30 protein-coding genes and 1 pseudogene are annotated in these 22,957 nt (G+C 44.1%); 18 read left to right on the top strand and 13 right to left on the bottom strand.

Going from position 1 to position 22,957, the window contains the following annotated elements; all coding sequences use genetic code 11:
• The first annotated feature begins 29 nt into the window (after positions 1-29).
• The 4 genes from ATG71_RS20745 to ATG71_RS20735 all read left to right on the top strand — a co-directional run bounded on the left by ATG71_RS20745 (position 30) and on the right by ATG71_RS20735 (position 5,362).
• Positions 30-2,081: a catalase gene (locus ATG71_RS20745; protein WP_098441280.1), complete on the top strand. Its 2,052-nt coding sequence runs from the start codon at positions 30-32 to the stop codon at positions 2,079-2,081.
• Between the two features lie 178 nt (positions 2,082-2,259).
• Positions 2,260-2,418, top strand: coding sequence for a hypothetical protein (locus ATG71_RS23500; protein WP_179886593.1), 159 nt, complete (start codon positions 2,260-2,262; stop codon positions 2,416-2,418).
• A gap of 84 nt (positions 2,419-2,502) precedes the next feature.
• Positions 2,503-2,931 carry a hypothetical protein gene (locus tag ATG71_RS20740; protein ID WP_098441279.1) on the top strand — a complete coding sequence of 143 codons (429 nt, stop codon included), beginning with the start codon at positions 2,503-2,505 and terminating at the stop codon, positions 2,929-2,931.
• A 292-nt stretch (positions 2,932-3,223) separates the two neighbouring features.
• Positions 3,224-5,362, top strand: coding sequence for an ATP-dependent Clp protease ATP-binding subunit (locus ATG71_RS20735; RefSeq protein WP_098441278.1), 2,139 nt, complete (start codon positions 3,224-3,226; stop codon positions 5,360-5,362).
• Between the two features lie 145 nt (positions 5,363-5,507).
• Here the strand turns inward: ATG71_RS20735 and ATG71_RS20730 are convergent, their stop codons facing one another.
• Positions 5,508-6,020, bottom strand: a complete 513-nt coding sequence (locus tag ATG71_RS20730) for a CBO0543 family protein (protein WP_098441277.1) — start codon at positions 6,018-6,020, stop codon at positions 5,508-5,510.
• 113 nt (positions 6,021-6,133) lie between these two features.
• Positions 6,134-6,877 carry a Cof-type HAD-IIB family hydrolase gene (locus tag ATG71_RS20725; protein ID WP_483295320.1) on the bottom strand — a complete coding sequence of 248 codons (744 nt, stop codon included), beginning with the start codon at positions 6,875-6,877 and terminating at the stop codon, positions 6,134-6,136.
• A 162-nt stretch (positions 6,878-7,039) separates the two neighbouring features.
• On the opposite strand from ATG71_RS20725, the gene ATG71_RS20720 reads away from it, so the two are divergent.
• Positions 7,040-7,351 (top strand): MGMT family protein, encoded by a 312-nt coding sequence (locus tag ATG71_RS20720; RefSeq protein ID WP_098441275.1) that lies wholly within the window; start codon positions 7,040-7,042, stop codon positions 7,349-7,351.
• A gap of 11 nt (positions 7,352-7,362) precedes the next feature.
• Here ATG71_RS20720 and ATG71_RS20715 read toward each other — a convergent pair whose 3' ends face one another.
• From ATG71_RS20715 to ATG71_RS20705, 3 genes are all read right to left on the bottom strand, one after another.
• Complete coding sequence (locus ATG71_RS20715) at positions 7,363-7,545, bottom strand: hypothetical protein (RefSeq protein WP_098441274.1); 183 nt, start codon at positions 7,543-7,545, stop codon at positions 7,363-7,365.
• 65 nt (positions 7,546-7,610) lie between these two features.
• On the bottom strand, positions 7,611-9,236 hold the full coding sequence (locus tag ATG71_RS20710; RefSeq protein WP_286163082.1) for an ABC1 kinase family protein: 1,626 nt from the start codon (positions 9,234-9,236) through the stop codon (positions 7,611-7,613).
• Positions 9,237-9,340: 104 nt separating this feature from the next.
• On the bottom strand, positions 9,341-9,853 hold the full coding sequence (locus ATG71_RS20705; protein ID WP_098441272.1) for a TetR/AcrR family transcriptional regulator: 513 nt from the start codon (positions 9,851-9,853) through the stop codon (positions 9,341-9,343).
• A 96-nt stretch (positions 9,854-9,949) separates the two neighbouring features.
• Between ATG71_RS20705 and ATG71_RS20700 the strand changes: the two genes are divergently transcribed.
• The gene (locus tag ATG71_RS20700; protein WP_098441271.1) at positions 9,950-10,291 is read left to right on the top strand and encodes a VOC family protein; all 342 of its coding nucleotides are present in this window, start codon (positions 9,950-9,952) and stop codon (positions 10,289-10,291) included.
• Between the two features lie 77 nt (positions 10,292-10,368).
• Positions 10,369-10,719, top strand: a pseudogene (locus ATG71_RS20695) (Crp/Fnr family transcriptional regulator); the annotation flags it as partial.
• Positions 10,720-10,814: 95 nt separating this feature from the next.
• On the opposite strand, the gene ATG71_RS20690 reads toward ATG71_RS20695, so the two are convergent.
• From ATG71_RS20690 to ATG71_RS20680, 3 genes are all read right to left on the bottom strand, one after another.
• Complete coding sequence (locus ATG71_RS20690) at positions 10,815-11,009, bottom strand: YfhD family protein (RefSeq protein ID WP_483295319.1); 195 nt, start codon at positions 11,007-11,009, stop codon at positions 10,815-10,817.
• A gap of 95 nt (positions 11,010-11,104) precedes the next feature.
• Positions 11,105-11,230, bottom strand: a complete 126-nt coding sequence (locus tag ATG71_RS20685) for a YfhE family protein (protein WP_079531092.1) — start codon at positions 11,228-11,230, stop codon at positions 11,105-11,107.
• A gap of 71 nt (positions 11,231-11,301) precedes the next feature.
• Positions 11,302-12,207: a TIGR01777 family oxidoreductase gene (locus ATG71_RS20680; protein WP_098441269.1), complete on the bottom strand. Its 906-nt coding sequence runs from the start codon at positions 12,205-12,207 to the stop codon at positions 11,302-11,304.
• Positions 12,208-12,298: 91 nt separating this feature from the next.
• Between ATG71_RS20680 and recX the strand changes: the two genes are divergently transcribed.
• Both recX and ATG71_RS20670 read left to right on the top strand, forming a co-directional pair.
• On the top strand, positions 12,299-13,105 hold the full coding sequence (recX, locus tag ATG71_RS20675; RefSeq protein ID WP_098441268.1) for a recombination regulator RecX: 807 nt from the start codon (positions 12,299-12,301) through the stop codon (positions 13,103-13,105).
• Positions 13,106-13,145: 40 nt separating this feature from the next.
• Positions 13,146-13,559: a hypothetical protein gene (locus ATG71_RS20670; protein WP_098441267.1), complete on the top strand. Its 414-nt coding sequence runs from the start codon at positions 13,146-13,148 to the stop codon at positions 13,557-13,559.
• 41 nt (positions 13,560-13,600) lie between these two features.
• On the opposite strand, the gene ATG71_RS20665 is transcribed toward ATG71_RS20670, so the two are convergent.
• Complete coding sequence (locus tag ATG71_RS20665) at positions 13,601-14,272, bottom strand: SDR family NAD(P)-dependent oxidoreductase (RefSeq protein ID WP_098441266.1); 672 nt, start codon at positions 14,270-14,272, stop codon at positions 13,601-13,603.
• 411 nt (positions 14,273-14,683) lie between these two features.
• On the opposite strand from ATG71_RS20665, the gene ATG71_RS20660 reads away from it, so the two are divergent.
• The gene (locus tag ATG71_RS20660) at positions 14,684-15,046 is read left to right on the top strand and encodes a YfhH family protein (protein WP_098441265.1); all 363 of its coding nucleotides are present in this window, start codon (positions 14,684-14,686) and stop codon (positions 15,044-15,046) included.
• Here the strand turns inward: ATG71_RS20660 and ATG71_RS20655 are convergent.
• Positions 15,043-15,201 carry a YpzG family protein gene (locus ATG71_RS20655; RefSeq protein ID WP_082051311.1) on the bottom strand — a complete coding sequence of 53 codons (159 nt, stop codon included), beginning with the start codon at positions 15,199-15,201 and terminating at the stop codon, positions 15,043-15,045. The two genes, ATG71_RS20660 and ATG71_RS20655, sit on opposite strands and share 4 nt — an antisense overlap.
• Before the next feature lie 31 nt (positions 15,202-15,232).
• On the bottom strand, positions 15,233-15,397 hold the full coding sequence (locus tag ATG71_RS20650) for a small, acid-soluble spore protein K (RefSeq protein WP_034762570.1): 165 nt from the start codon (positions 15,395-15,397) through the stop codon (positions 15,233-15,235).
• A 151-nt stretch (positions 15,398-15,548) separates the two neighbouring features.
• On the opposite strand from ATG71_RS20650, the gene ATG71_RS20645 reads away from it, so the two are divergent.
• On the top strand, positions 15,549-15,824 hold the full coding sequence (locus tag ATG71_RS20645) for a YfhJ family protein (RefSeq protein WP_098441264.1): 276 nt from the start codon (positions 15,549-15,551) through the stop codon (positions 15,822-15,824).
• A gap of 43 nt (positions 15,825-15,867) precedes the next feature.
• On the opposite strand, the gene ATG71_RS20640 is transcribed toward ATG71_RS20645, so the two are convergent.
• Positions 15,868-16,854, bottom strand: a complete 987-nt coding sequence (locus ATG71_RS20640) for a metal-dependent hydrolase (protein WP_098441263.1) — start codon at positions 16,852-16,854, stop codon at positions 15,868-15,870.
• 87 nt (positions 16,855-16,941) lie between these two features.
• Between ATG71_RS20640 and ATG71_RS20635 the strand changes: the two genes are divergently transcribed.
• Entirely contained in the window at positions 16,942-17,250 is a 309-nt protein-coding gene (locus ATG71_RS20635) for a hypothetical protein (protein WP_098441262.1), read from the top strand.
• A 49-nt stretch (positions 17,251-17,299) separates the two neighbouring features.
• Positions 17,300-18,406 (top strand): A/G-specific adenine glycosylase, encoded by a 1,107-nt coding sequence (mutY, locus tag ATG71_RS20630; RefSeq protein WP_098441261.1) that lies wholly within the window; start codon positions 17,300-17,302, stop codon positions 18,404-18,406.
• Between the two features lie 32 nt (positions 18,407-18,438).
• On the opposite strand, the gene ATG71_RS20625 is transcribed toward mutY, so the two are convergent.
• Positions 18,439-18,663, bottom strand: a complete 225-nt coding sequence (locus ATG71_RS20625) for a hypothetical protein (protein ID WP_098441260.1) — start codon at positions 18,661-18,663, stop codon at positions 18,439-18,441.
• A 105-nt stretch (positions 18,664-18,768) separates the two neighbouring features.
• On the opposite strand from ATG71_RS20625, the gene fabL reads away from it, so the two are divergent.
• From fabL to ATG71_RS20600, 5 genes are all read left to right on the top strand, one after another.
• Positions 18,769-19,512 carry an enoyl-[acyl-carrier-protein] reductase FabL gene (gene fabL, locus ATG71_RS20620; protein ID WP_098441259.1) on the top strand — a complete coding sequence of 248 codons (744 nt, stop codon included), beginning with the start codon at positions 18,769-18,771 and terminating at the stop codon, positions 19,510-19,512.
• A gap of 76 nt (positions 19,513-19,588) precedes the next feature.
• A complete protein-coding gene (locus ATG71_RS20615) occupies positions 19,589-19,792 on the top strand; it encodes a gamma-type small acid-soluble spore protein (RefSeq protein ID WP_098441258.1) in 204 nt (67 codons plus the stop codon).
• 256 nt (positions 19,793-20,048) lie between these two features.
• Entirely contained in the window at positions 20,049-20,309 is a 261-nt protein-coding gene (locus ATG71_RS20610; protein ID WP_098441924.1) for a YgaB family protein, read from the top strand.
• Between the two features lie 183 nt (positions 20,310-20,492).
• A complete protein-coding gene (ntdP, locus tag ATG71_RS20605) occupies positions 20,493-21,023 on the top strand; it encodes a nucleoside tri-diphosphate phosphatase (RefSeq protein ID WP_098441923.1) in 531 nt (176 codons plus the stop codon).
• A 169-nt stretch (positions 21,024-21,192) separates the two neighbouring features.
• A complete protein-coding gene (locus ATG71_RS20600) occupies positions 21,193-22,941 on the top strand; it encodes an ABC transporter ATP-binding protein (protein ID WP_098441257.1) in 1,749 nt (582 codons plus the stop codon).
• Positions 22,942-22,957 lie beyond the last annotated feature (16 nt).

The raw sequence follows: 22,957 nt of genomic DNA, 5'->3' as shown, positions 1-22,957 counted from the left end.
ACATTAATACACATGAGAGGGATGAAAGAATGGGAGACGATCGTCGTACGAAGGTGAATGGTAAAAGTAAAGATGAACAGCTTGAACAGTATAGAGTGGATGACGAAGGAAAGCATCTTACAACCAATCAAGGGCTGAAGGTATCAGAGGATGAGTTTTCCCTGAAAGCCGGAGAGCGTGGACCTACTATAATGGAGGATTTCCACTTCCGTGAGAAGATGACCCACTTCGACCATGAACGGATCCCTGAACGGATTGTTCATGCACGCGGTTTTGCGGCTCATGGGGAGTTTGAACTTTATGACTCTATGAAAGAATATACTAGGGCTAAATTTCTTCAGGACACGTCGACGAAGACACCTGTATTCGTACGCTTTTCCACAGTGGCGGGCTCCAGGGGCTCTGCGGAGGCTGTACGGGATGCACGGGGATTTGCCACTAAATTTTATACAGAAGAAGGGAATTATGATCTCGTAGGGAACAATATTCCCGTATTCTTCATTCAGGATGCGATCAAATTCCCGGATCTTGTTCATGCCCTTAAACCTGAGCCACATAATGAAATGCCTCAGGCTGCTTCTGCCCACGACACATTCTGGGACTTTATCGCGAACAATCAGGAGTCCGCTCATATGGTGATGTGGGCCATGTCCGATCGGGCGATTCCCCGCAGCTTCCGTATGATGGAAGGCTTCGGTGTCCATACATTCCGCCTGGTGAACGAGGAAGGCAAAGCCCACTTTGTGAAATTCCACTGGAAACCGGTACTCGGAACCCACTCACTCGTTTGGGATGAAGCACAGAAGATTAACGGGAAAGACCCAGATTTCCACCGCCGGGATCTTTACGAATCCATCGAGGGAGGGGACTATCCGGAGTATGAGCTCGGTGTTCAGCTCATCAAAGAGGAAGATGAGTTTAACTTTGACTTTGATGTCCTCGATCCTACGAAATTATGGCCGGAAGAGGAAATCCCTGTGAAGATCGTCGGGAAAATGACGTTAAACCGCAATGTGGACAATGTATTTGCCGAAACGGAGCAGGCTGCATTCCATCCTGGATCTGTTGTGCCTGGAATCGATTTCTCCAATGATCCGTTGTTGCAGGGGCGCTTATTCTCCTATACGGATACACAATTGATCCGTCTTGGGGGACCGAACTTCCACGAGCTTCCGATTAACAGACCTGTATGTCCTTTCCACAATAACCAGCGTGATGGATATGGCCGTCATACCATTAATAAAGGACCGGTGAGCTATCATAACAATTCACTGGCTCATAATACACCGGCCCCTGCTTCGAAGGAAGAAGGCGGGTACACACATTATCAGGAAAAGATGGAAGGCAGGAAAGTACGTACAAGAAGTGAAAGCTTCAAGGACCACTTCTCACAGGCGACACTATTCTGGAACAGCATGAGTAAACCTGAGAAGGAGCATATCATTCAAGCCTTCAGTTTTGAACTGGGAAAAGTGAAAAGCAAATCGGTTCAAAAGCAGATCGTCGATATGTTTGCAAACGTCAGTATGGACCTGGCAAAAGGTTTCGCAGAAGCAATCAATATAGAAGTACCTGAAGGAGAAGGATCGAAGGTAACGAAATCTTCACCGGCTTTAAGTCAGGAAAATACGAAAAAAAAGCCGGCTACCCGTAAAGTCGGTGTCATCGTTGGAGATGGCTTCAAAGGAGAAGAAGTGAACCGTGTTCTCTCTGCTCTTAAAGAAGAAGGGGTTCAGCCTGAAATCATCAGTGATAAGCTGGGGACTCGCAAAGGTGATGACGGTACAGAGCTTGAAGTGGACCATACATTCTTAACGGGAGAATCGGTCTTATTCGATAGCCTATACGTAGTAGGTGGAGAAAACGCAGATAAGAAATTCTCTCAAGATACCACCTACTTTGTTAAAGAAGCGTATGCTCACTTTAAACCGATCGGTGCCACCCATGAAGGTTTACACTGGTTGGAAGAAGCAGGTGTGAAAGGCTCAGGTGTTGTAACCGGGAAAGACATGAAGTCATTCGCCGAGGAATTCACTGCAGCCATCGCAGCACATCGTCATTGGGATCGTGAATTAGTATAAGGATAGTCGAAATAGTAACGGTGAAATGTTAGACCTGTTTAGGTCTAGCATTTTTTTATGGTTTAGCTAGCCCTTTTTACTAGGAAATAGACGTTTATATCATTCGAAACTAGCAATACATACATAAGATAGCCATGTAAGGTGATTTACAAGTACTGAATAAGTGAGGTGATTATGGATGGGTGCAGGTCATTCTCATGACGGATTTGATTTTTACAGCTTGCTATTAGTTCTGTTAATTGTTGCTTTTCTAGTTCTACTTGCAATTAACCCTCTAGCAGCATTGATTGTTGGAATCGCTATTTTGGTTCTACTTGCCGTTAGTGCCATTAGCTAAGATTAAAGATTGATCATTCCTTGGAGACGAGTCTTCAAGGAATACCATTACATTGAAACTTGCAAAAAGATGGAGGGGAAATAGATGAGTGAAAAAAATAATCCACTAGAAGGACTTATGGATTTAATCAACCAATACACAAAAGAAGATGCTAGTAAACTTGATCTGGAAACGGCAAAGGAAAAAGTAAGTTCATTACTGAATGAGGATCACCTTAAAGGACTGTTAGGTTCTCAAGGTAAGAGTTCTCTTGATGCACTAGGTTCATTTGGAAACTTAGGGGCCATGGCAAATATGATGAATATTCTTCCAATGGTTGAAAAGGTGGTGAATCAGCGTATGTATAAAAAACAATCCGAATCCTACAACCATGATGATTGTAAAAAAGACAAGCATCAAGACATCAAAGATCTTCTAGAAGACATTCTGGAAGAACTAAAGAAGATTAAAAAATGCACATGCCATAAAAAGAAGCATGAGTGTTACAAAGACAACTGGGAGCATTGGTATTAATAGAGTCGGCGAACATGCCGGCTTTTTTGTGTTTTTCAGGAGTGGAATATCAATAAATCAATTAGTTGATTTCTCTTTCCAACCCTACTATACTCTTCACTCAACGGGAAAGCGGGAGCTGAGAAAAATTCCCATAAGCAAAAATGTTGAAAGTCAAAAAAGGTCAAAGTATACTATGCTTATAAGGTCAAATAAAGTCAAAGTCAAACATAGTCAAATTCTAAAATGACCTTAACCATTAACCAATTAACAAACCACTATATATATAACAAGACAACAGGAGGTCATGTTTATGAAATGCCAAGTATGTCATCATAATAAAGCAACGGTTGAAGTGTATACGCAACTGAACGGTAAGAAATCCAGTATGAAAATGTGTTCTGCTTGCTTTCAAAAGCAGCAAACCCCTTCTGGCATTCACGGAGGCTTCCCGTTTGATGAGTTGTTCAAAGGGATGAGCATGGGCGGAAGTCCCGACCATGGATTCCAAAGCCAACAGCAGCCATCTTCATCAGCTCAAACGAAAGATGGGAATGGCGGAAACGGCATCCTCGATCAGTTCGGACGTAATGTCACTGGAGCAGCTAAAGCCGGCTTGATCGATCCGGTTATCGGTCGTGACAAAGAAGTGGATCGTGTGATTGAAATCCTGAACCGCCGCAATAAAAACAATCCGGTACTGATCGGTGAGCCCGGCGTCGGGAAAACAGCCATTGCGGAAGGATTGGCACGTAAAATCGTAGCAGGAGATGTGCCGTCAAAATTATTAAACAAAGAAGTATATGTGATGGATGTTGCTTCCTTGACAGCTGGTACAGGTGTACGGGGTTCATTCGAGGAACGGTTGAAAGCCATCATCAGTGAATTGCAAAATCGTGAGAACGTCATGCTGTTCATCGATGAGATCCATCAATTGGTGGGAGCAGGTTCTGCAGAAGGATCCATGGATGCAGGGAATATTTTAAAACCGGCGCTTGCCCGCGGTGAACTGCAGGTGATTGGGGCGACAACCCTTAAAGAGTATCGTCAAATCGAAAAAGATGCGGCACTCGAACGTCGTTTCCAGCAGGTTTTGGTCAATGAGCCTACTCTGGAAGAAGCCATTGAAATTCTCAAAGGTTTAAAAAGCCGCTATGAAGACTATCATGGAGTGAAATTTACTGATGAGAGCATCGAGGCTTGTGTGAAATTGTCACATCGTTATATTCAGGACCGATTCCTGCCGGATAAAGCGATTGATCTCATGGATGAGGCAGGTTCAAAAGTGAACCTTCTATCTGAAGGCAAGGATAAAACGGCCATACACAAAAAATTACATGAAGTAAGAGTGAAGAAAGAGCAAGCAACGAAAGAAGAAAATTATGAGCAGGCAGCAATCCTGAGGGATGAGGAAGCGTCCCTGGAGAAACAGCTTGGGCAGGAATCCTTTGATTCAAAGGCACTTGTAGAAAAGGACCTGATCCAGGCAATCATTGAGACCAAAACAGGCATTCCTGTTGGAAAGCTTCAAAGTGATGATCGTAAGCGGATGAAATCCCTTGAAGAAAATCTTGCTCATAAAGTGATCGGACAGGATGAAGCCGTGAAAAAAGTGGCGAAAGCCATCCGACGAAGCCGGGCAGGCTTGAAAGCAAAGCACCGTCCGATCGGAACATTCCTATTTGTCGGACCGACGGGTGTCGGGAAAACGGAATTAACGAAGACATTGGCTGAAGAGTTGTTTGGATCTAAAGATTCCATGCTCCGACTTGATATGAGTGAGTATATGGAGAAACACTCTGTGTCTAAACTGATCGGATCCCCTCCTGGCTATGTGGGTCATGAAGAATCCGGTCAACTGACTGAGAAAGTAAGAAGAAATCCGTACTCCATCATACTCTTGGATGAAATTGAAAAAGCACACCCGGATGTTCAGCATATGTTCCTGCAAATTCTTGAAGACGGCCGTCTTACGGATAGTCAGGGCAGAACGGTGAGCTTCAAAGAAACCGTGATCATCATGACAAGCAACGCCGGGGTGACGGATAAGAAGGAAGCCGTCGTAGGTTTCAATACCGGAGGCACAGATGCCATTAAAGAAACGAATATTCTTCAATCGCTGGGTGCCTACTTTAAACCGGAATTCCTGAACCGATTCGATAGTATCATTGAATTCGAATCTCTAGAAAAGGCTGAGCTGCTGCACATTCTTGATCTGATGCTGAATGAGTTGCAGGCTGAGCTCAAGGAGCAGGGAATTACCGTGAAAATTGAAGGAGAAGCGAAGCGCAAACTCGTGGAACTCGGATATCACCCTGAATTTGGTGCAAGACCATTGCGCCGGGTGATCCAGGAAAGAGTGGAAGATAAGATTGCCGACTTCCTACTTGATGAAGAAGGCGTAACGGGACTGACCGTATCAGTTGAAAATGATGAGATTATCGTAAAATAAAAAGAGAAAGGAGCATCCGGAATGGGGTGCTTCTTTTCTTTATCCTTTTCGTTTCAACCTTGCGATATAAATGGCCATCGCTATATATACGCCGAGAATCAAGATTATAAAAACAGGTGTGGAAAAGGAAGTCATCAAAACACCCTCACTTTAATTCATGAAAAGATGGATGGAAGATCAACAGAAGGATACCGATGATGGGAACAGAAAGGATGAGTGCAAGCAGGGGTTTTTTGTGATGCAACCCCAAAATGGTAAACATGATGATGTTAAATACAGCAGACCATCCTAAATTCCAGCCATTTTCATAAAGGAAAAGCCCTTTTTTATGAAATAAGTACTCGAGAAATGTAAAGTACACGATCCAGCTTGAGACGTAAATAATCTTCTTTTTCCGATAGGGGAAATAACGGAGATAGATCATGATCACCACTGGAATGATGAAGAAGGTAAAAACAAAATCGATCATCGTATGATTCAGCCAGTCTAACGTCACGGCCTTATACTCCCATAGACTGTGATTATAAAAAATCACGTTATACGTGAGGTTACAGATAATATAAAATTGCACCGTTGGATAATAATCCTTCCAGCGTTTCCAATCAATAAAGAACTTTGCGAAAAGTAAATAGACGACAACAATCAGTATGAGGTACATAATAGGGTACAATCCTTGTTTTTTCCATTAGTATTGACGTAACAGGAAAGGAATAGACCCGGTAGAAAGAGAAAGTGCCTGATTCAATAGAGAATCAGGCACTTTTACACTAGTCAGTTCATTTCCTTCAATACTTTATCGATTGCCTGAGCGACACCGTGTTCAGTATTGATCCCTGTCACCCAGTCCGCTGCTTCTTTCACTGCTTCCTGGGCGTTGCCCATGGCCACACCGAATCCTGCTTCACGGATCATCGCGATGTCATTCATACTGTCACCGACAGCCATGACTTGATCCATTGAAAGATCCAGCCATTTACACACCTTCACCAGGGCAGCCGCCTTATTGACCCCTGCTGGATTGATTTCGATGTTGGTGGGTGAGGAATTCGTAATTTCAAGTGCTTCATTCTTCACCAGTTCGTCCATCAGGACTTTGCGGACATCATCATCCTGGATATCAAAGCCAAACTTCAGCCAATTATAAGATTCGATATCCCGGTCAAAAGGTTTCCTGCTATTGAATAAGCCTTGGCTAGTGGAAGACCAGAAATATACATCATGCTCTTCTTTAAGCGCCCATAGTTGCTTTACAAGATCAATATCAAGGGGAATACGGTCTACAAGATTGTATTCATGATCGTAGATTTCCCCGCCATTCACGGTGACAAGGTAAGATGAACGACCAAGCTCATCTGAAATGTCCCTGCATGTAAAAAGAGAGCGTCCGGTACTCAGTACAACATGAATTCCCTTTTCCTTTGCCCGCTGAATGGCTTGTTCGTTTTCAGGAGATACCTCTCCCTCATGGTTGACGAGTGTCCCATCCATATCCAGTGCAATCAGTTTAATATCCATTATTCTTATCACGTCCTTCTTTTCATTCATATACAGTTTAATATAAAGGCAGCGAATCTTCTAGGAACGTGACTTGATGAAGACATGATATCCTATATTCCGGACTTCCTATTTCAATAAGGGTCATACATAATTGAGAGGAAGATGGGGAGGTGAACATGCATGAAGCCGTTTACCGAACGAGCGGTGAACATCATAGCCAATATTCCTCCGGGAAAGGTCATGACATACGGACAAATTGCGGAGCTGGCGGGTAGCCCCAGGGCTGCAAGGCAGGTGGTGAGGATTCTACACTCCATGAGTGAAAAGTATAAACTCCCCTGGCACAGGGTTCTAAATAGCAAAGGGGAAATCGGATTTCTTGATGAGGAGCAAAAAATGACCCAAAGGCTGTCCCTGGAAGCGGAAGGGGTCCACTTTATAGGAAATAACCGGATTGAACTGGGGGAGTATCAGTATCACCCTGAATCATAGAGGAATAAATTTCAATCTAACAAGCCGAAAATAAGGGCAAATAAAGACATAAGGACTGTAAACCCAATGATTACATAACCGATAATCCGGATCCCGAGTGGAAGACTCTCCTTTTCGGGCTGGTTCATGGGTGCCCCTTCAATTTTAGACATATGGTCGGTCACATCATTGAACGGTTCTTTTCGATTTGTCATTGTATCCCTCCTATTTGAATTCTACCATAAAAAGGGAACCCTTATTACAGGTTCCCTTTTTACATTCAATGCAGTTGACCATTCTTCAATTTCTTCAACCATTTTCTTTGCCTTGTGGCAATAACCCAGTACCCGGCAACACCGAATCCTGCAAGTGCAAAGCCTCCTTGCCAGATGAGCTCCATACCGAGCGCAAGTCCTGTGAATCCCCCGATGCACCCTGCAAGCAAAAGGACAAAAGCCTGCTTCTTTTGACTTTCGAATAGTTTAAATTGAAACCCGTTTAGCTGATGGTGATCCTTTTGTTCCAGTGCTTTTTCCGGTATATCCAACAACTGCCGTACTTTCTGAACGGTCTGAAAAAGAGGTTGGGCGCTGATCCATTTCATAAGAAGCTCCCATTTGTTCGTGTTCCCATCTTTCACCCAATCCATAAAGGCAGGTTTAACGACATCAAGGGTTTCCTCATTCGGGCTCAAAGTGTGAACAAGCCCTTCAATGGTGGCGAAGGATCGCCCTAAAAAGATAAAGCGGGTCGGAACCTGCACAGGAAGTGATTTCACCATTTCGTTGATTTCCTTCTTTACTGATATCAGGTCCATTTGTTTAAACTGCTCCATGTCCAGAGTGACAAATTCCTTTAGCACAGGCTCAATCGTCTTCGGACTGGCGTCTGGAAGCAGGAACCCCAATTCGGCAAGGGCTTCCGATGCTTTCCGGAAATTCTTTAGAAGAACCCCTTCGAGGAGATCTTGGAAATGGGCTGAATCCCTTTTTGAAATTTCCCCGATCATTCCGTAATCCAATAAAACGAAAGTACCGTCCGGCTGAAGCAGGATGTTCCCGGCATGGGGATCGGCATGGAAGAACCCGGGCTCGAGCCACTGAGGGAGGAAGAGTCGGAATAGTTCCTGTGCAAGCTTCTGGCCATTCAGTCCATACAACTCAATCGCTTTCCTGTCATTCAATCGAACCCCATCGACCCATTCCATCACCAATACTTTATCTGTACAGAGCTCAGGGTACATAGTCGGGATCTTCACATTGGCATGATCTTTAAACCTCTGTTTAAAAGTAATGGCAGTATTCATTTCTTTGGAAAAGTCGAGCTCCTGCTCGATGACCTGTTTCAATTCTCTATATAGCATCTTAAAATTAATGAACCCTTTTGGCATGGGAGCAAAATGCCGGGCAAACCAGATGATGATGGACAACGTGCGGAAATCAGTCTTCACAAGTGAAGGGATCTCCGGTCGCTGCACTTTGATGGCCGCTTGCGTGCCATCAAGCAGTGTCGCTTTGTACACTTCCCCGATGGAAGCGGAAGCGATGGCTTCCTGGTCGATGCTCTTGACTTTGGTAGTAACGGTAGCATCCCATTCCCGTTCAAGAACCGATTCAATTTTCTCCCAAGGTGAAGGAGGTACATGGTCAACCAAGTCCTGAATTTGATTGATGAACCCTTTCGGAAGCAGATCCTCCCGTATACTTAACAGTTGTCCAACTTTGATCAACACGCCATTCAGTTCAAAAAGGGTTTCCTTAAACTCTTTCCCGATTTGTTCCCAAAGCTTTTCTTTTTCCCATTGGGACTTACCCCGCAGCCGGTACCAGTAGACCCTGACCACGATCGATAAGGCGAGTGATAATACCTTCCACATTCTCCAAAGCTTGTTCTCTGACTTCATCATTTCATCCCCCGTAAACGGATATCTATCTCTATTATGTAATACGTGTGGGAAATTAGAAAGTTTCTGTTTTTAGTTTGGTGATGTAAAAGAGGCGGGCGACACTTTTACATCTTTTTGTGAAAAAGCCATATTAATAGCTTCCTTCCATGATCTTGGTCAATTTTATTATTTTCTACAGCTTCTAATATAGAACGCCAGGAAGGAAGGACAATGAATTCCAGTCCTGTGATGGTTTCTTCAAGAAGATGAAGTACAAATTCTTCTATTTTATCAATTGAATGGGGATTTTCCTCACTTAATAGTAGGCAAACGTTTAACTTAATGGTGGCATCGAGCCCTGCTAACAAGGCAGTTTCTAGTTTTCTGACGGGATCGATGACGGTGTCTGCTGCCCCTTCCATCCGGTCTATAATTCGCTGTTCAACATCATGTCTGATCACAGTATATAACTGTGCTTTCGAACCAAAATGATGATAAATCACCCCGGTCGTCATATTCGCCTCCTTCGCTAAATCCTTGATATTGACCCCCTCATACCCTTTCTCTTTAAATTGTTCCAGTGCTAATCTGATAATCGTTTCCTTTTTACTTCCTGGTACAGGTATCCAATTTTTCATATATGTATCATATCATATTGACAATAATTTGTAACTAAGTTACGTTATACATAACCAAGTTATGTTTTGGTAAAAATATCAATTGAGGTGGAGTATATGAAACTGGCATTTCTGTGTCATCCTGTAACTGATTTAAGAAAATTACTCAATTATTATCGTGACACTTTAGGCTTTGAAGAAGCTTGGAGAGAAGGAGATCATACGATTGCCCTTAGGCTGCCGGGTACGGATATTCAACTAATGATTGAAAATGATGAGCCGGAATTAGGACCAGGCGGAATTTTTATCGTAGACAGCGTGGATGAATATTATGAACAACATCAGGAAAAGCTCCATTTCATTAAAACTCCATGTGATATCCCACCAGGAAGATATGCCATATATCAAGATGATAGTGAAAATTTAATCCGGATCATTGATTTGAGTCGAGAGAGTTAACTACAGACAACCGGCTGTTCACCTGTTAAAATCCCGTTGATTTTTGACAGGTGAAGGTTTGCTGGAATTTAACGACAGGAGATCATCCGGCCGTACAAGGCTGGTATGCAGAATTCTTGGAAGGATTTGCTTTACCGAACGTAGAACTGTTCAATGTCTTGATTCCTTGGGGAGAAATGTTGGTAGGTGTAGGGTTGATTATTGGATTCATGACCATTCCGACTCTTCTCGCAGGTGCATTTATGAACCTGAATTTCTTACTGGCGGGGACTGTCAGCACGAACCCCATCCTTTACACAGCGGCCATCATCCTACTCTTTGCAGGTAGAGGAGCCTACTACTGGGGAGCTGACCATTGGGTGATTCCCTACTTGAAACAGATGATCACCCAACATGACAGAAAGCACAAGAAGGCAATTGTCGTGTGAACGTTTAGGATATGAAAAGAGCCCCATGCTGTCACAGCGTGGGGCTCTTTTAAAGCTGAATTCCTCAAACCCGACTTTTTAACTAACGGGATTCACTATTGGTTTTTCTTCACCCGTGTCCGCTGGTTTGCAGAGTTCGCCCGGGCTTGTGCTTCCATATCTGCCTGGTCGGCAAGTTCTCGTGAGAACTCTTCGTCAACACCGTCAGATTTGAGCTGAGCGGGTGTTTGTGGCAGGCTGTTTTTGTTTCCTCTTTTGCTATGGCCGCGTGATCTTCCCAATATCAACATCCCCTTTTGGTTAAAAAATAAAGGTACAGGATCCCTTTGGGACCTGTACCTTTATCTTTCTTCAAAGTAAGGGCTTTTAGTTAGGTAATAATTGTCTATCTGTGGGCTTTGGAACTGAAACCGCCTGCACGATCTGCTGCTTTGAACTCCCTTGAGTACGTTACTTCCTGAGCACTTGATAGAACCGACTTGTTTTTGTCTTTCTTTTTCTTATTATCCATTTCTATGTACATCCCTTCTTTTCAAGATTACTTCTATTTTTGCCGTTAAAAGAAAGGGACATACCTGTGACTTACTTATAAATATCCATGAGGGCACTTTTCAATTCCGGAAATTGAAATTGAAAACCGTGTTCTGAGAGGACAGCCGGTAAGACTCTTTGTCCTTCCAGTACGAGTGCGCTCATTTCACCCATCGCCACTTTTAAAGCAAGGGATGGGACCGGTATCCAGTGGGGTCTCTCAATGACTGTCCCGAGTGTTTTTCCGAATTCTTTCATAGTGACGGGAGAAGGAGCGGTGACATTAACAGGTCCTGCAATCCCCTCTGTTTCGGCTACAAAATGCACGGCCCGCGCAATATCTTTAATATGAACCCACGCCATCCACTGTTCACCAGACCCAACAGTCCCCCCGACAAACATTTTATAGGGAAGGGCGATCCGTGGAAGGGCGCCTTCCTCCTTGCCGAGAATGATGCCGAATCGCGTAAAGGCTACCCTAATGCCGATTTGGGTGGCTTTGGCTGCCTCCTTTTCCCATATTTGAACGGTTTCTCCCAGGAAATTGTCTGCAGTTTCGGTTGAGGATTCCGTATACGTATTCGTCTTGGAAGAGGGGTAATAGCCGATTGCGCTTGCATTGATAAGGCAGGCGGGCTTCTCTTTCAATGCTTTTATGATATTGATGACTTCCCGGGTTGAGTTGATCCGGCTGTTGATGATCCGTTTCTTGCGTTCTTCGGTCCATCTTCCGCTATTGATGGACTCTCCCGCAAGATTAATGAAGGAGTGAATTCCTTCGAGCTCCTCTTCGGGTCTTGCCCCATCGGATAGCCATTTCACATACGTCACACCTGGCCGAGCATTGTATTTATCCGGATTTCGGGTCAGGATCATCACTTCATGTTGGTGGTTGAGAAGTTCTTCAGTCAGAGCCTTGCCGACAAAACCTGTTCCACCTGTTATGGCAATCTTCATCATCATCCCTCCAGTTATACTTATTATTTTACCTATCTTCAGAATAAAAAACATATGTTGAATGTGTTAGGATTAAAAGGAGGTGGAAAATATGGGTAAGATTACGAAAATAACGAAGCAAGTGAAGAACGATGAGCGTTACAATTTATTTATAGATGGAAAATATTCTTTCAGTGTCGATGAAGCGGTGCTTGCTAAGTTTCAGCTCAGAAAAGGGCTGGAGGTGGATGAGCTCGAAATTTCGGAGCTCCAATATGAAGACGATGTCAAAAAAGCATTTAATAAAGCCATTCAATATCTGGCTTACCGGATGAGAACGGAAAAGGAAATCCGTGATCACCTCCAGGAAGGAGACCCGGAGGAAGGGGTCATTCAGGAAGTCATTCATAAATTAAATGAGATTAAATACATCAATGATTTAGAATTCGCCCACGCGTTTGTCGGTACCCAGATGAATACGGCTGACAAGGGCCCGACTTGGATCCGTGGGGAATTAAGGAGAAAGGGCGTAGGGGATTCCCATATTGAAGAAGCCCTGGCCGCTTTCACACAAGAAAAGCAGGTAGAAAAAGCCGTCGCCCTGACAGAAAAGCTCCTTCATAAATATCGTAAAGATTCCAAGATGATTGCCAAGCAGAAGGTTGAACAAAACATGATGAGGAAAGGGTATCCGGGCTCAGTCATGAAAATCGTATGGGAAACGGTCGAATCCGAACGGGATGATGATGAGAGATGGGATGCGGTTTATCATCAGGGGTTGAAGGCACACAGAAAACTCAGTTCAAAATATGATGGATATGAGTATGTACAGAAAATGAAACAAACGCTGTATCGAAAAGGATTTTCAATGGAAGACATTGAAAGGCTGTTGGAAGAATTAAAAGAAAATGAAGAGTGATTTTGTTCATTATTAAAGGGATGGGGAAAGGAAGAGTTCAGTGGAAATTGTTGCGATCCTGTTTGTTGTTGTTACCCTGCCACTTCTCATTGGGACAGGGAGGAAATTCAAGCTTTACGCCGGAGGAATAGTGATTGGTTCTGCCCTCCTATTTCTCATAGGTGAATTGATGATTAAAGTGCAAACGGACTTCTATTCATTAGGCAGGCAGGAGTGGTACAACCAGGGATTTGCTGAGGGTATGGGGAAATGGGTCGTGCCATTTTTTCTTCTCGGAGTGGCAATCATCTTGATTCTGGTCAATATCAGGATGATTCAGCAGTTTTTAAAACGAAAGGATGGCATCCGCTGGGTATGGATCGCCTTTGTCGTGGTCATTGATGTATTCGCATTGTTTTTGGTCCCTATGCTATTATTTTTCGTGGCCTTTATGTTTTTTCCGTTTGCTCCTTAAATCAAGGCAGCCTTCTATACCAGAAGGCTGCCTTTTGATGTTTATTTTTTTGATTCGATGACGATTTCATCTTTTTCCTGATATTCATTTACGATCGTCTCTGCTACTTCTTTAGGAGAGCGAAGCCTTGACGTGTCACTAATATGATCACTGTTTTCCCAGAATGGAGTATCCATTCCACCCATATAAGCATTCACGATGCGAAGGTCCGTGGCTTCGTATTCCCTTTGAAGGCTTTCCCCGAAACCTCTCAGAGCGAATTTGCTTGCTACATATAGGGACTCGTTTTTCTTTCCTCTGAGGCCGGCAGTAGAGATGATATTGATGATCGTGCTTTCCTGCTCCAGTTGAGGCAGCAGTGCCTTCGTTAACCGGATTGGCCCTAGGGCATTGGTTTCAAACATACTGATCAACTCATCGTCACTTGAATCCTCGAAAGGACCGAAATAGCCCACGCCTGCGTTATGTATGAGTAATTCAACATTAAGATCATTAAGGTGATTCCTGCTGAATTGATGAATGTCATGAGCTGAGCGTATATCCAACGTGACAAATGAAACCTGTCCGCCAATGTTTTCAATTTCTGTTCCAGCTTCCTTTAAACGGTCTTCTGTTCGACCCAGCAGGAAGATATGATATCCTTGCTGGCTAAGGAGCTTCCCCAATTCTTTCCCGAGGCCTGAGCCTCCGCCTGTAATGAGGGCTGTATTCATGATTAATCATCCTTTCTTATGCTTGTCGGGGCTGATCAAGCCGCTAGTGCTTTTCTTTGTCCAGCTCCGGGGCTTAGAGGCTCGAGGTCATAAGGCAAAGCCCCTCCGCTTTTCTTATTGTCCAGCTCCGACTCCTAGTCCCTCGAGGTCATTTCCAATCAAGCATTTGAGGGCATAGAGCGCCCTCATCTGCTTGCTCGGAAATGCTTGTCGGGCCTGACCAGTCGTCTCCGCTTTTCTTATTGTCCAGCTCCAGTGGCTAGCCCCTCGAGGTCATTTCCAATCAAGCAGTTGAGGGCAAAAAGCGCCCTCATCTGCTTGCTCGGAAATGCTTGTCGGGGCTGACCAAGCCGCTTGCGCTTTTCTTATTGTATCATTTTCTCTATACTACTATTAGTAGAGGTGATGAGAATGGAACAAGAGAGAAGATATAGTGAGATGACGGAGCATGAGTTGAGGCAGGAGATTGCTTCGTTGAAGGAGAAGGCCAGAAAGGCTGAGCAGTTGGGGATTGTGAATGAGTTTGCTGTATTGGAGCGAAAGGCCCTTATGGCGCAGGCTTATCTGATGGATCCAGATGCTTATAAGCCTGGCGGGATTTATGGGATTGAAGGAGATCCGGGCACTTATTTCAAAGTGGACTATCTGAATGGAGTATTCGCCTGGGGATATCGCCTTGGGGGAGACGGAAAAGAAGAAGCTTTACCCATTTCCCTTTTAGCAGCAGAAAAAAAAGAGAGGTCCGTCAAGAGGGACGGACCTCGGAAGATCTAGGAACGCTTACGTGTCTGGTTTTCCAGAATGATTAAGTCTTGAGTTTGTGTGGTTTGTCCATTTGCCTGAGAATGGGCATGCTTCGGATTGTAGAATGCCTTGTTAAATGGACTGCTGTACTTATTTCGGTAGAAGTTGTTTTTCATGTTTGCCATCGTGACTACCCCCTAATCAAATTTCACTGTATTAAAGTGAGTCGTGATCTCTTTGTCCAGAAGATTTCATGCGTTCTTGAGGATGGGTGTTGATGGTGCCGTTAGCCCTTTTAGATGCATATTCCGCCTTTGCTCTCGGTTCACCTTCAAATTTATTGTTGTTCATGTTGGGGAACCCTGTCGATTTATTTCGCATAATGTGCCTCCTAAAAGGTGAAATGTACTGACTTATACCGTGAAGAAGCAAAGATTCACAACTAAGCTTAACCACGTACTCTTAGTATGGGAGAAATGGTCGACATTATCATAAAAGTACAAACTAAATATATGGAAAAGGAGGAGACAAAATGGAGTCAACATTCCACGAATTAACACAATTGCTAATTGAAAAAAATAATAAGCTTTCGTATGAAAAAGCGAGGACTTGGATTGAACTTGTATGGGAAGATTTCGAAGCGACATACGCGAAAGCAGGTTACGATTACAAAGGAAAAGCAGTGACGGAGAAAGTCGTCCGACAATGGGTCAATACATACGGTGAGCACATCCATGAATTCGCTGCACAAAACCCGAAATACAAACATCTGATTGATGATAAAGAAGATGATGGTTTAGTACATTAAAGTAATGAGGGACGGACCTTTTAAAGGTCCGTCCCTCAATGCTTTAATCAATTAAAATGTCGATGTCGACTTTTGAGCGGAGTTTTTCTTCGCTGAAGACCCATCCTGTGTAGGAGCTGACGATGTTCAGGTCTTTGTCGAGCTGCACAAGGGCCACAAATGGGTAATGTCCGTCATTTCGATATCGCAGATCGATGAAGCGGACTTCATAATGGTCATCGTACTCATCCACTTCCCAGCGGTAAACAGGGGAAAAGGAGAGGAAGGCAGCCAGATTCTTATCTTTTTTCGCAGCGTTGATGATCGGACTGTCAGGTAGTTCCACGCGCTCGAATTTATCAAAGATCGTGATCGACCGCCTGAATGCCCGTGCCACATAATAATGCTCCTTCGTAACGATCGCAAGGCGCCACTGGAAAAATCGGATCGTCGGTGAAACGATGATCTTTTCAGCTTGGGGAATCCTTCGCTTCACCGCATTTTTCACGGCTTTTTGAACCTGGAATCTCAATACATAGTAAGCAAAAATGACAATGTACATGACCAAAAAGGTTTTTCCCGGAGGTAAACCCAGACCCCACAAAATCAATCCGACTACATGTATGGCGAATATGATCGCATCAAACGTGTTGATGACTCCTAAAGCGACCCATTTCGACGAGATCGGCCTGATGGCCTGGGTCCCATATGCGTTGAAAATGTCGACAAATACATGGAGGAATACGGCCACAAATGTCCAAATCCATAGATGAAGCAAATCGGCACCTGGAAAAAAAGGATAAAGACAAGCAACAATTAAGAGTGGCCAGAGAACGACCGCAGGAATACTGTGGGTCGCCCCCCGGTGGTGACGAATATAAACCGCATTATTACGCAATTTCAATACGGTATCGATGTCAGGAATTTGAGAGCCGATCACGGCTGCGACCAACACACTTTGAGAAGTGGCTGCGCTTTCAGCTACGACGGGATCTAATGTGGCCAATCCCCCGAGAGCGAAGCCCATGACGATATGAGTGCCTGTATCCAAAAAAAGTCCTCCCTTGGCTCGCATTTCTAAGATTTGTTTATAACGTTTCATTGGTGAACATGATATGGTTAAAAGGAGATTATTTCAATGAAAAACACTTTGCATATACATTTGGAATACGAAATCAAGCAGAATTTAAAGCCTCGATATAAGCAAATTATGACCGATATCGCAGAGTCATTACCACAATATGATGCTCTCAACTTCCATTGGGAGAAGGCTGAAGATGATTCGAATCGCTATATCGAAACCTTTGTGGTTCCGACAGAATCCCATTTTCATGCGTTAAAACGTTTACGGATGTCCCGCCGTCATTTATTATTTGGATTATTGGATGAATGTATTTGCGGTGGGTTACAAGAAATAAACCTTATATGTTTAAAAACAGAGTACTAATTATTTATTCCCTATTCAATGCAACAATTAACATCCTGGAGGTACAAAATTGAAAGATGAGCCACTGAAACACTTACAGACCATAAACCGTGAGGAATTTCAGATAGATTTGATTTCATGGTTTTCAAGAGAACAACGGGATCTGCCATGGAGGAAGGATCAAGACCCATATAAAGTATGGGTGTCAGAAATCATGCTTCAGCAAACAAGGGTGGATACGGTTATCCCTTATTTTAACCGATTCATCGAGAAATTTCCTTCCATAGCTGCCCTTGCCTCTGCAGATGAGGAGGATGTCCTGAAAGCGTGGGAAGGCCTCGGTTATTATTCGAGAGTCAGGAATCTGCAAACAGCCGTAAAAGAAGTGAATGAAAAGTATGAAGGAATCGTTCCGGATACACCAAAAGAAATTTCTTCTTTAAAAGGTGTCGGTCCTTACACAGCGGGTGCGATTTTAAGTATTGCTTACAGCAAGCCCGAGCCTGCCGTAGACGGAAATGTGATGAGGGTATTTTCACGTATTTTGTCCATTTGGCTTGATATCGCCAAGCCTTCATCCAGAAAAGTGTTTGAAGAAGCAGTGAGGGAGCTGATTTCAAAAGAAAACCCCTCCTTTTTCAACCAGGCTTTGATGGAGCTCGGTGCTCTGATCTGTACACCGACATCCCCATCCTGTCTGCTTTGCCCCGTACGTGAGCACTGTCAGGCTTTTGAAGAAGGTGTTCAGACGGAACTTCCGATTAAATCGAAGAAAAAATCCGCCCGCAAGCTTAATATGGCGGCAGCGGTCCTGTTTACGGAAGATGATCGGGTGTTGATCCATAAACGCCCCGGGAAGGGACTGCTCGCTAATTTATGGGAATTCCCTAATTTTGAAGTCGGAAATGCAAGCAGCGGACGGAAGCAATTGCTCCAACTCATGGAAGAAGAGTATGGAGTGGATTGCTCTTTAAAGGCCGGAGTTGTCACAAAGATACAGCATATCTTCTCCCATATCGTTTGGGATATCGAAGTGTTTGTCGGATCTGTAGACAGCAGTACTTTAGAAGGAAGCGAACTGATTGCCGTTACTCCATTCGAAATGGAAAAGTATGCTTTTCCTGTCTCACATCAGAAAATCTGGCAGGAAACGGGAGCAGGGATACTGCAGAAATAGAAAGGAGCAGCGGGACACGCTGCTCCTTTATGTCAGTCGTAACTGATCTTCGTGCCATGAGTATAATCCGCTTCGCCGCGCTTCATTCCGCCGCGGTTTTCGATTTCTTCGATAATTTCCCGGTGAATCGATTGTCCTTCTGCATTCAAATAAGGTACTATTTGTTGTAGTGAATGGTGAAAGAAAGCAAGCTCGCTTTTCTTCCACTCATCTTTCGGTATCATTGAAAGCTCGGTCATATCTCTGCCTACATACATAACTCATTCCTCCATTTAACTGATATGTTCTTATTAGTTTGCGTGTTCAGGGGCGCTTTATGCTTTGGACCAATTGGAAAAATGAAATTGAAAGGATGAAGTAATATGAGTCAAAAAGTAGCATTAGTAACAGGAAGCAGCCGCGGTCTTGGAAGGGAAATCGCCATCCAGCTTGCAGAAAAAGGGTACGACATCGTCGTCAATTATGCCAGAAGTAAAAAAGGTGCACTTGAGACGGCTGAACAAGTTGAAAAGCTTGGACGTAAAGCATTTGTGGTCCGTGCGAATGTCGGGGATGTCGAAAAAATCAAATCAATGTTCGAACAAATCAAAGAAGAGTTCGGCCGGTTGGATGTATTGGTAAGCAACGCGGCTTCAGGAGTATTACGTCCTGTCATGGAGCTTGAAGAGTCTCATTGGGACTGGACGATGAATATTAACAGTAAAGCTCTATTATTCTGTGCACAGGAAGCAGCCAAATTAATGGACAAGGGCGGACGCATCGTGAGCATCAGCTCTTTGGGATCCATCCGTTATTTGGATAATTACACGACGGTAGGGGTTTCGAAAGCTGCCGTGGAAGCATTGACGCGCTATCTTGCCGTTGAGCTTGCACCACGTGACATTATTGTAAATGCCGTATCAGGCGGCGCAATCGACACGGACGCACTCAAACACTTCCCTAATCGTGAAGAGCTCCTTGAGGATGCCCGCAGCAAAACACCTGCAGGACGCATGGTCGAAATCGATGATCTTGTGAAGTCAGTCATGTTCCTCGTTTCAGACGATTCTTCCATGATCAGGGGTCAAACCATCATCGTTGACGGTGGTCGTTCGCTTCTTGTTTGATGGAATGTTTTTCCTGAAATTTATCGTATAGTGAAATCCACGCTTGGTTATCTTAATAAGCGTGGAGGTGATTACAATGGCAAAACAACCAAACAAAACTCAATCTGGTACAAACGTTCAACAAGTGAAACAACAAAACGCTCAATCTGCAGGAGCTCAGCAACAATTCGGTACTGAGTTCGCTTCAGAAACAACTGCTGCACAACACGTAAAGCAACAAAACCAACAAGCAGAAGCTAACAAAGCGAAAGCTTCTGGAAAATACGGTCAACAACAATAATTTCATTGTTCTTGACAGAAAAAGCACCCATTTCGATGGGTGCTTTTTCATTTTTAAGGGACGGACCTCTCAAAACAACACTCATAATCATACAAATCCTTATATAACAACACTTCTACTCCATATAACCTCTAAAAATGGAGGTCCGTCCCTCCATCGACAAAACTTCCACGATTGTGACAGAAAAAGTCAAAGGGTTTGTGCACTGAAGGGAGAATGTGTTAGGAGAGCTTGTTTAGAGGAGTTGGTCGAAGTGATGCAGCAGCGTTTTAATGAGTTGGTTACTGTGCAATTGGAGACAATGGATAAGTTGTTATATCTTCAGTCCGAGATAGAGCGTTGCCAGGCGTTGGAGGAGGAATTGATCGAGCTTCAGGAGATGACAAAGATAGAATCGATACAGAAGGAAATACTCAGGAAGAAGAAGGATCTCAGGGAAATCCAGAAAACCTTCCAGGAGCAGACCGATGAAGTGATCCGTTCCTATCAAAAGGAACAAAGCGGTGTTACATCATAAAATCAGGAGGAGTTCCACTGCCATTTCTATATTAGACCCCAGTAAAGATCAAATTCGGGCCATTCTTAAAGGATATTTTCTTTAAGGATAGCCCTTTTGTTTTAAATTTTCTGAGGAAACGTTATAATGATAAAATAGACAACCATATATAAAGGTAATTCTGAAATGAAAGAAGGGGATACGATGGCGGTTCCCACTGAAGGAAAATCTGTACAAATACATAGCTTCAAGCATGATGGAAACATTCACCGCATCTGGAATGAGACGACGATCCTGAAAGGGACGACCAATCAGATCATCGGTGGAAATGACCGGACGATGGTGACGGAGTCAGACGGAAGGACGTGGATGACACGAGAGCCGGCCATCTGCTATTTCCATTCTGAGCTATGGTTTAACATTATTTGTATGATTCGTGAGGACGGTATTTATTATTATTGTAATTTAAGCTCACCATTTGTATATGATCATGAGGCAATCAAGTATATCGATTACGACTTGGATATCAAAGTGTTTCCCGACATGACATATACACTGCTCGATGAAGATGAGTATGAAGCTCATCGAAAGCTGTACGGTTACCCGGATGTGATCGATCATATCCTTAAGCGGAATGTCGACAAGCTTGTCCGCTGGATCAGACAAAGGAAAGGGCCGTTCGCCCCGGACTTTATCGATATTTGGTACGAGCGTTATTTGACGCACAGAGGGTAACTTTAATTTCAGGAAAGTTGTATAAGTGTAAAAGGGCTGACCCGGTAAGGAGCAACCTTCTCCTGATCGATCATGAGATCAGGAGGAGCTGCATTGCTTCTTTCCGTACAGGGTCACCCCTTTTTATTGGGGTAAACTAAACGCATACACCTTAGAAAGGAGTAATCACTTGGACAGTATCAAACGGTACCTTCAGTTTGTCAAACCTTATAAATGGCAGATCATAGGTACATTATTCATAGGCATCATTAAATTCACCATCCCTTTATTGATCCCCGTATTAATCAAATATGTCATTGATGATATCGTCGGGGCTAAAGGACTGACAGCCGATGAGAAGACAAGTCAGCTACTCATGATCATGGGAATCATGCTTGTCCTGTTCCTTCTCGTACGGCCGCCTGTTGAGTATTACAGACAGTACTTTGCACAGTGGACAGGCAACAAGATCCTGTATGATTTGAGGGATTATCTATTCTCGCATATTCAGAGACTCAGCTTTAAGTATTATTCGAATACCAGGGCGGGGGAAGTCATATCAAGGGTCATCAATGACGTGGAGCAGACGAAGAATTTCGTCATCACCGGGCTGATGAATCTTTGGCTGGATGCGGCCACCATTGTGATCGCCCTGTCCATCATGTTCACGATGGATGTTTCGCTCACACTTGTGTCGCTCATCGCTTTTCCATTCTACGCCTTCAGTGTCCGTTATTTCTTCGGAAGGTTAAGGGGCTTGACGAGAGATCGTTCCCAGGCCCTTGCAGAAGTTCAAAGTCATTTGCATGAGCGGGTCCAGGGAATGGCTGTCATCAAGAGCTTTGCTGTTGAAGATTATGAACAGAAGCAATTCCAGGATCAGAATCATAATTTCCTGACGAAGGCATTAAAGCAGACAAGCTGGAATGCAAAGGCGTTCGCGGTCGTCAATACGATCACGGATATCTCACCATTGATCATCATAGGTTATGCCGGGCTGCAAGTGATCAATGGAGACCTTACCATTGGTACGATGGCTGCCTTCATTGCGTATATCGACCGCCTGTATGGCCCGCTCAGACGACTGGTGAACTCATCTACAACACTGACTCAATCGATTGCTTCCATGGATCGTGTCTTTGAATTCATGGATGAAAAGTATGATATCGATGATGAGCCCGGCGCGGTTCCGTGTGAAAATGTACAGGGGGATATCCAGTTCAACAATGTCTCTTTTCGATATGAATCGGATGAAGAGAGAGTGCTCCGGAATCTCAACCTGGATATTAAGACGGGGGAAACCGTTGCGCTGGTCGGTATGAGCGGCGGGGGTAAATCATCCTTCGTCAGTCTGATACCCCGCTTCTATGACGTTACCGAAGGGGAAATCCTTTTAGACGGTACGGACATCAGGAAGTTCCAGGTCAGATCTTTGCGGGACAACATCGGAATGGTACTGCAGGATAATATCCTCTTTAGTGAGTCCGTCAAGATGAATATTAAGTTCGGTAATCCCGAAGCGACGGATGAAGAGGTCATCGAGGCGGCGAAAGCGGCGAATGCTCATGACTTCATTATGAAATTGCCCCAAGGCTACGATACCCGCGTAGGGGAGCGTGGCGTGAAGCTGTCAGGTGGTCAGAAGCAAAGGGTGGCGATTGCAAGGGTATTCCTGAAGAATCCGCCGATCCTCATCCTGGATGAAGCGACATCTGCCCTTGATTTAGAAAGTGAACACCTCATCCAGGAATCCCTTGAAGTCCTGGCAAAAGACCGAACGACCTTTATCGTGGCCCATCGACTCTCCACGATCACTCATGCGGACCGGATCATCCACATGGAGCATGGGGAAGTTGTCGAAATGGGGACACACGAAGATTTAATGAAGAAGCAAGGTCACTACTACAAACTCTTCCAAGTGCAACAGCTTGACCAATAACAATGAAAGTCATGAC

Origin of the sequence: Bacillus sp. es.034 (genome assembly GCF_002563655.1) — a bacterium.
In the GTDB taxonomy this organism is placed as follows: domain Bacteria; phylum Bacillota; class Bacilli; order Bacillales; family Bacillaceae_B; genus Rossellomorea.
The sequence above is the reverse complement of the archived record's forward strand: the minus strand, read 5'-3'. Positions and strand labels throughout refer to the sequence as shown.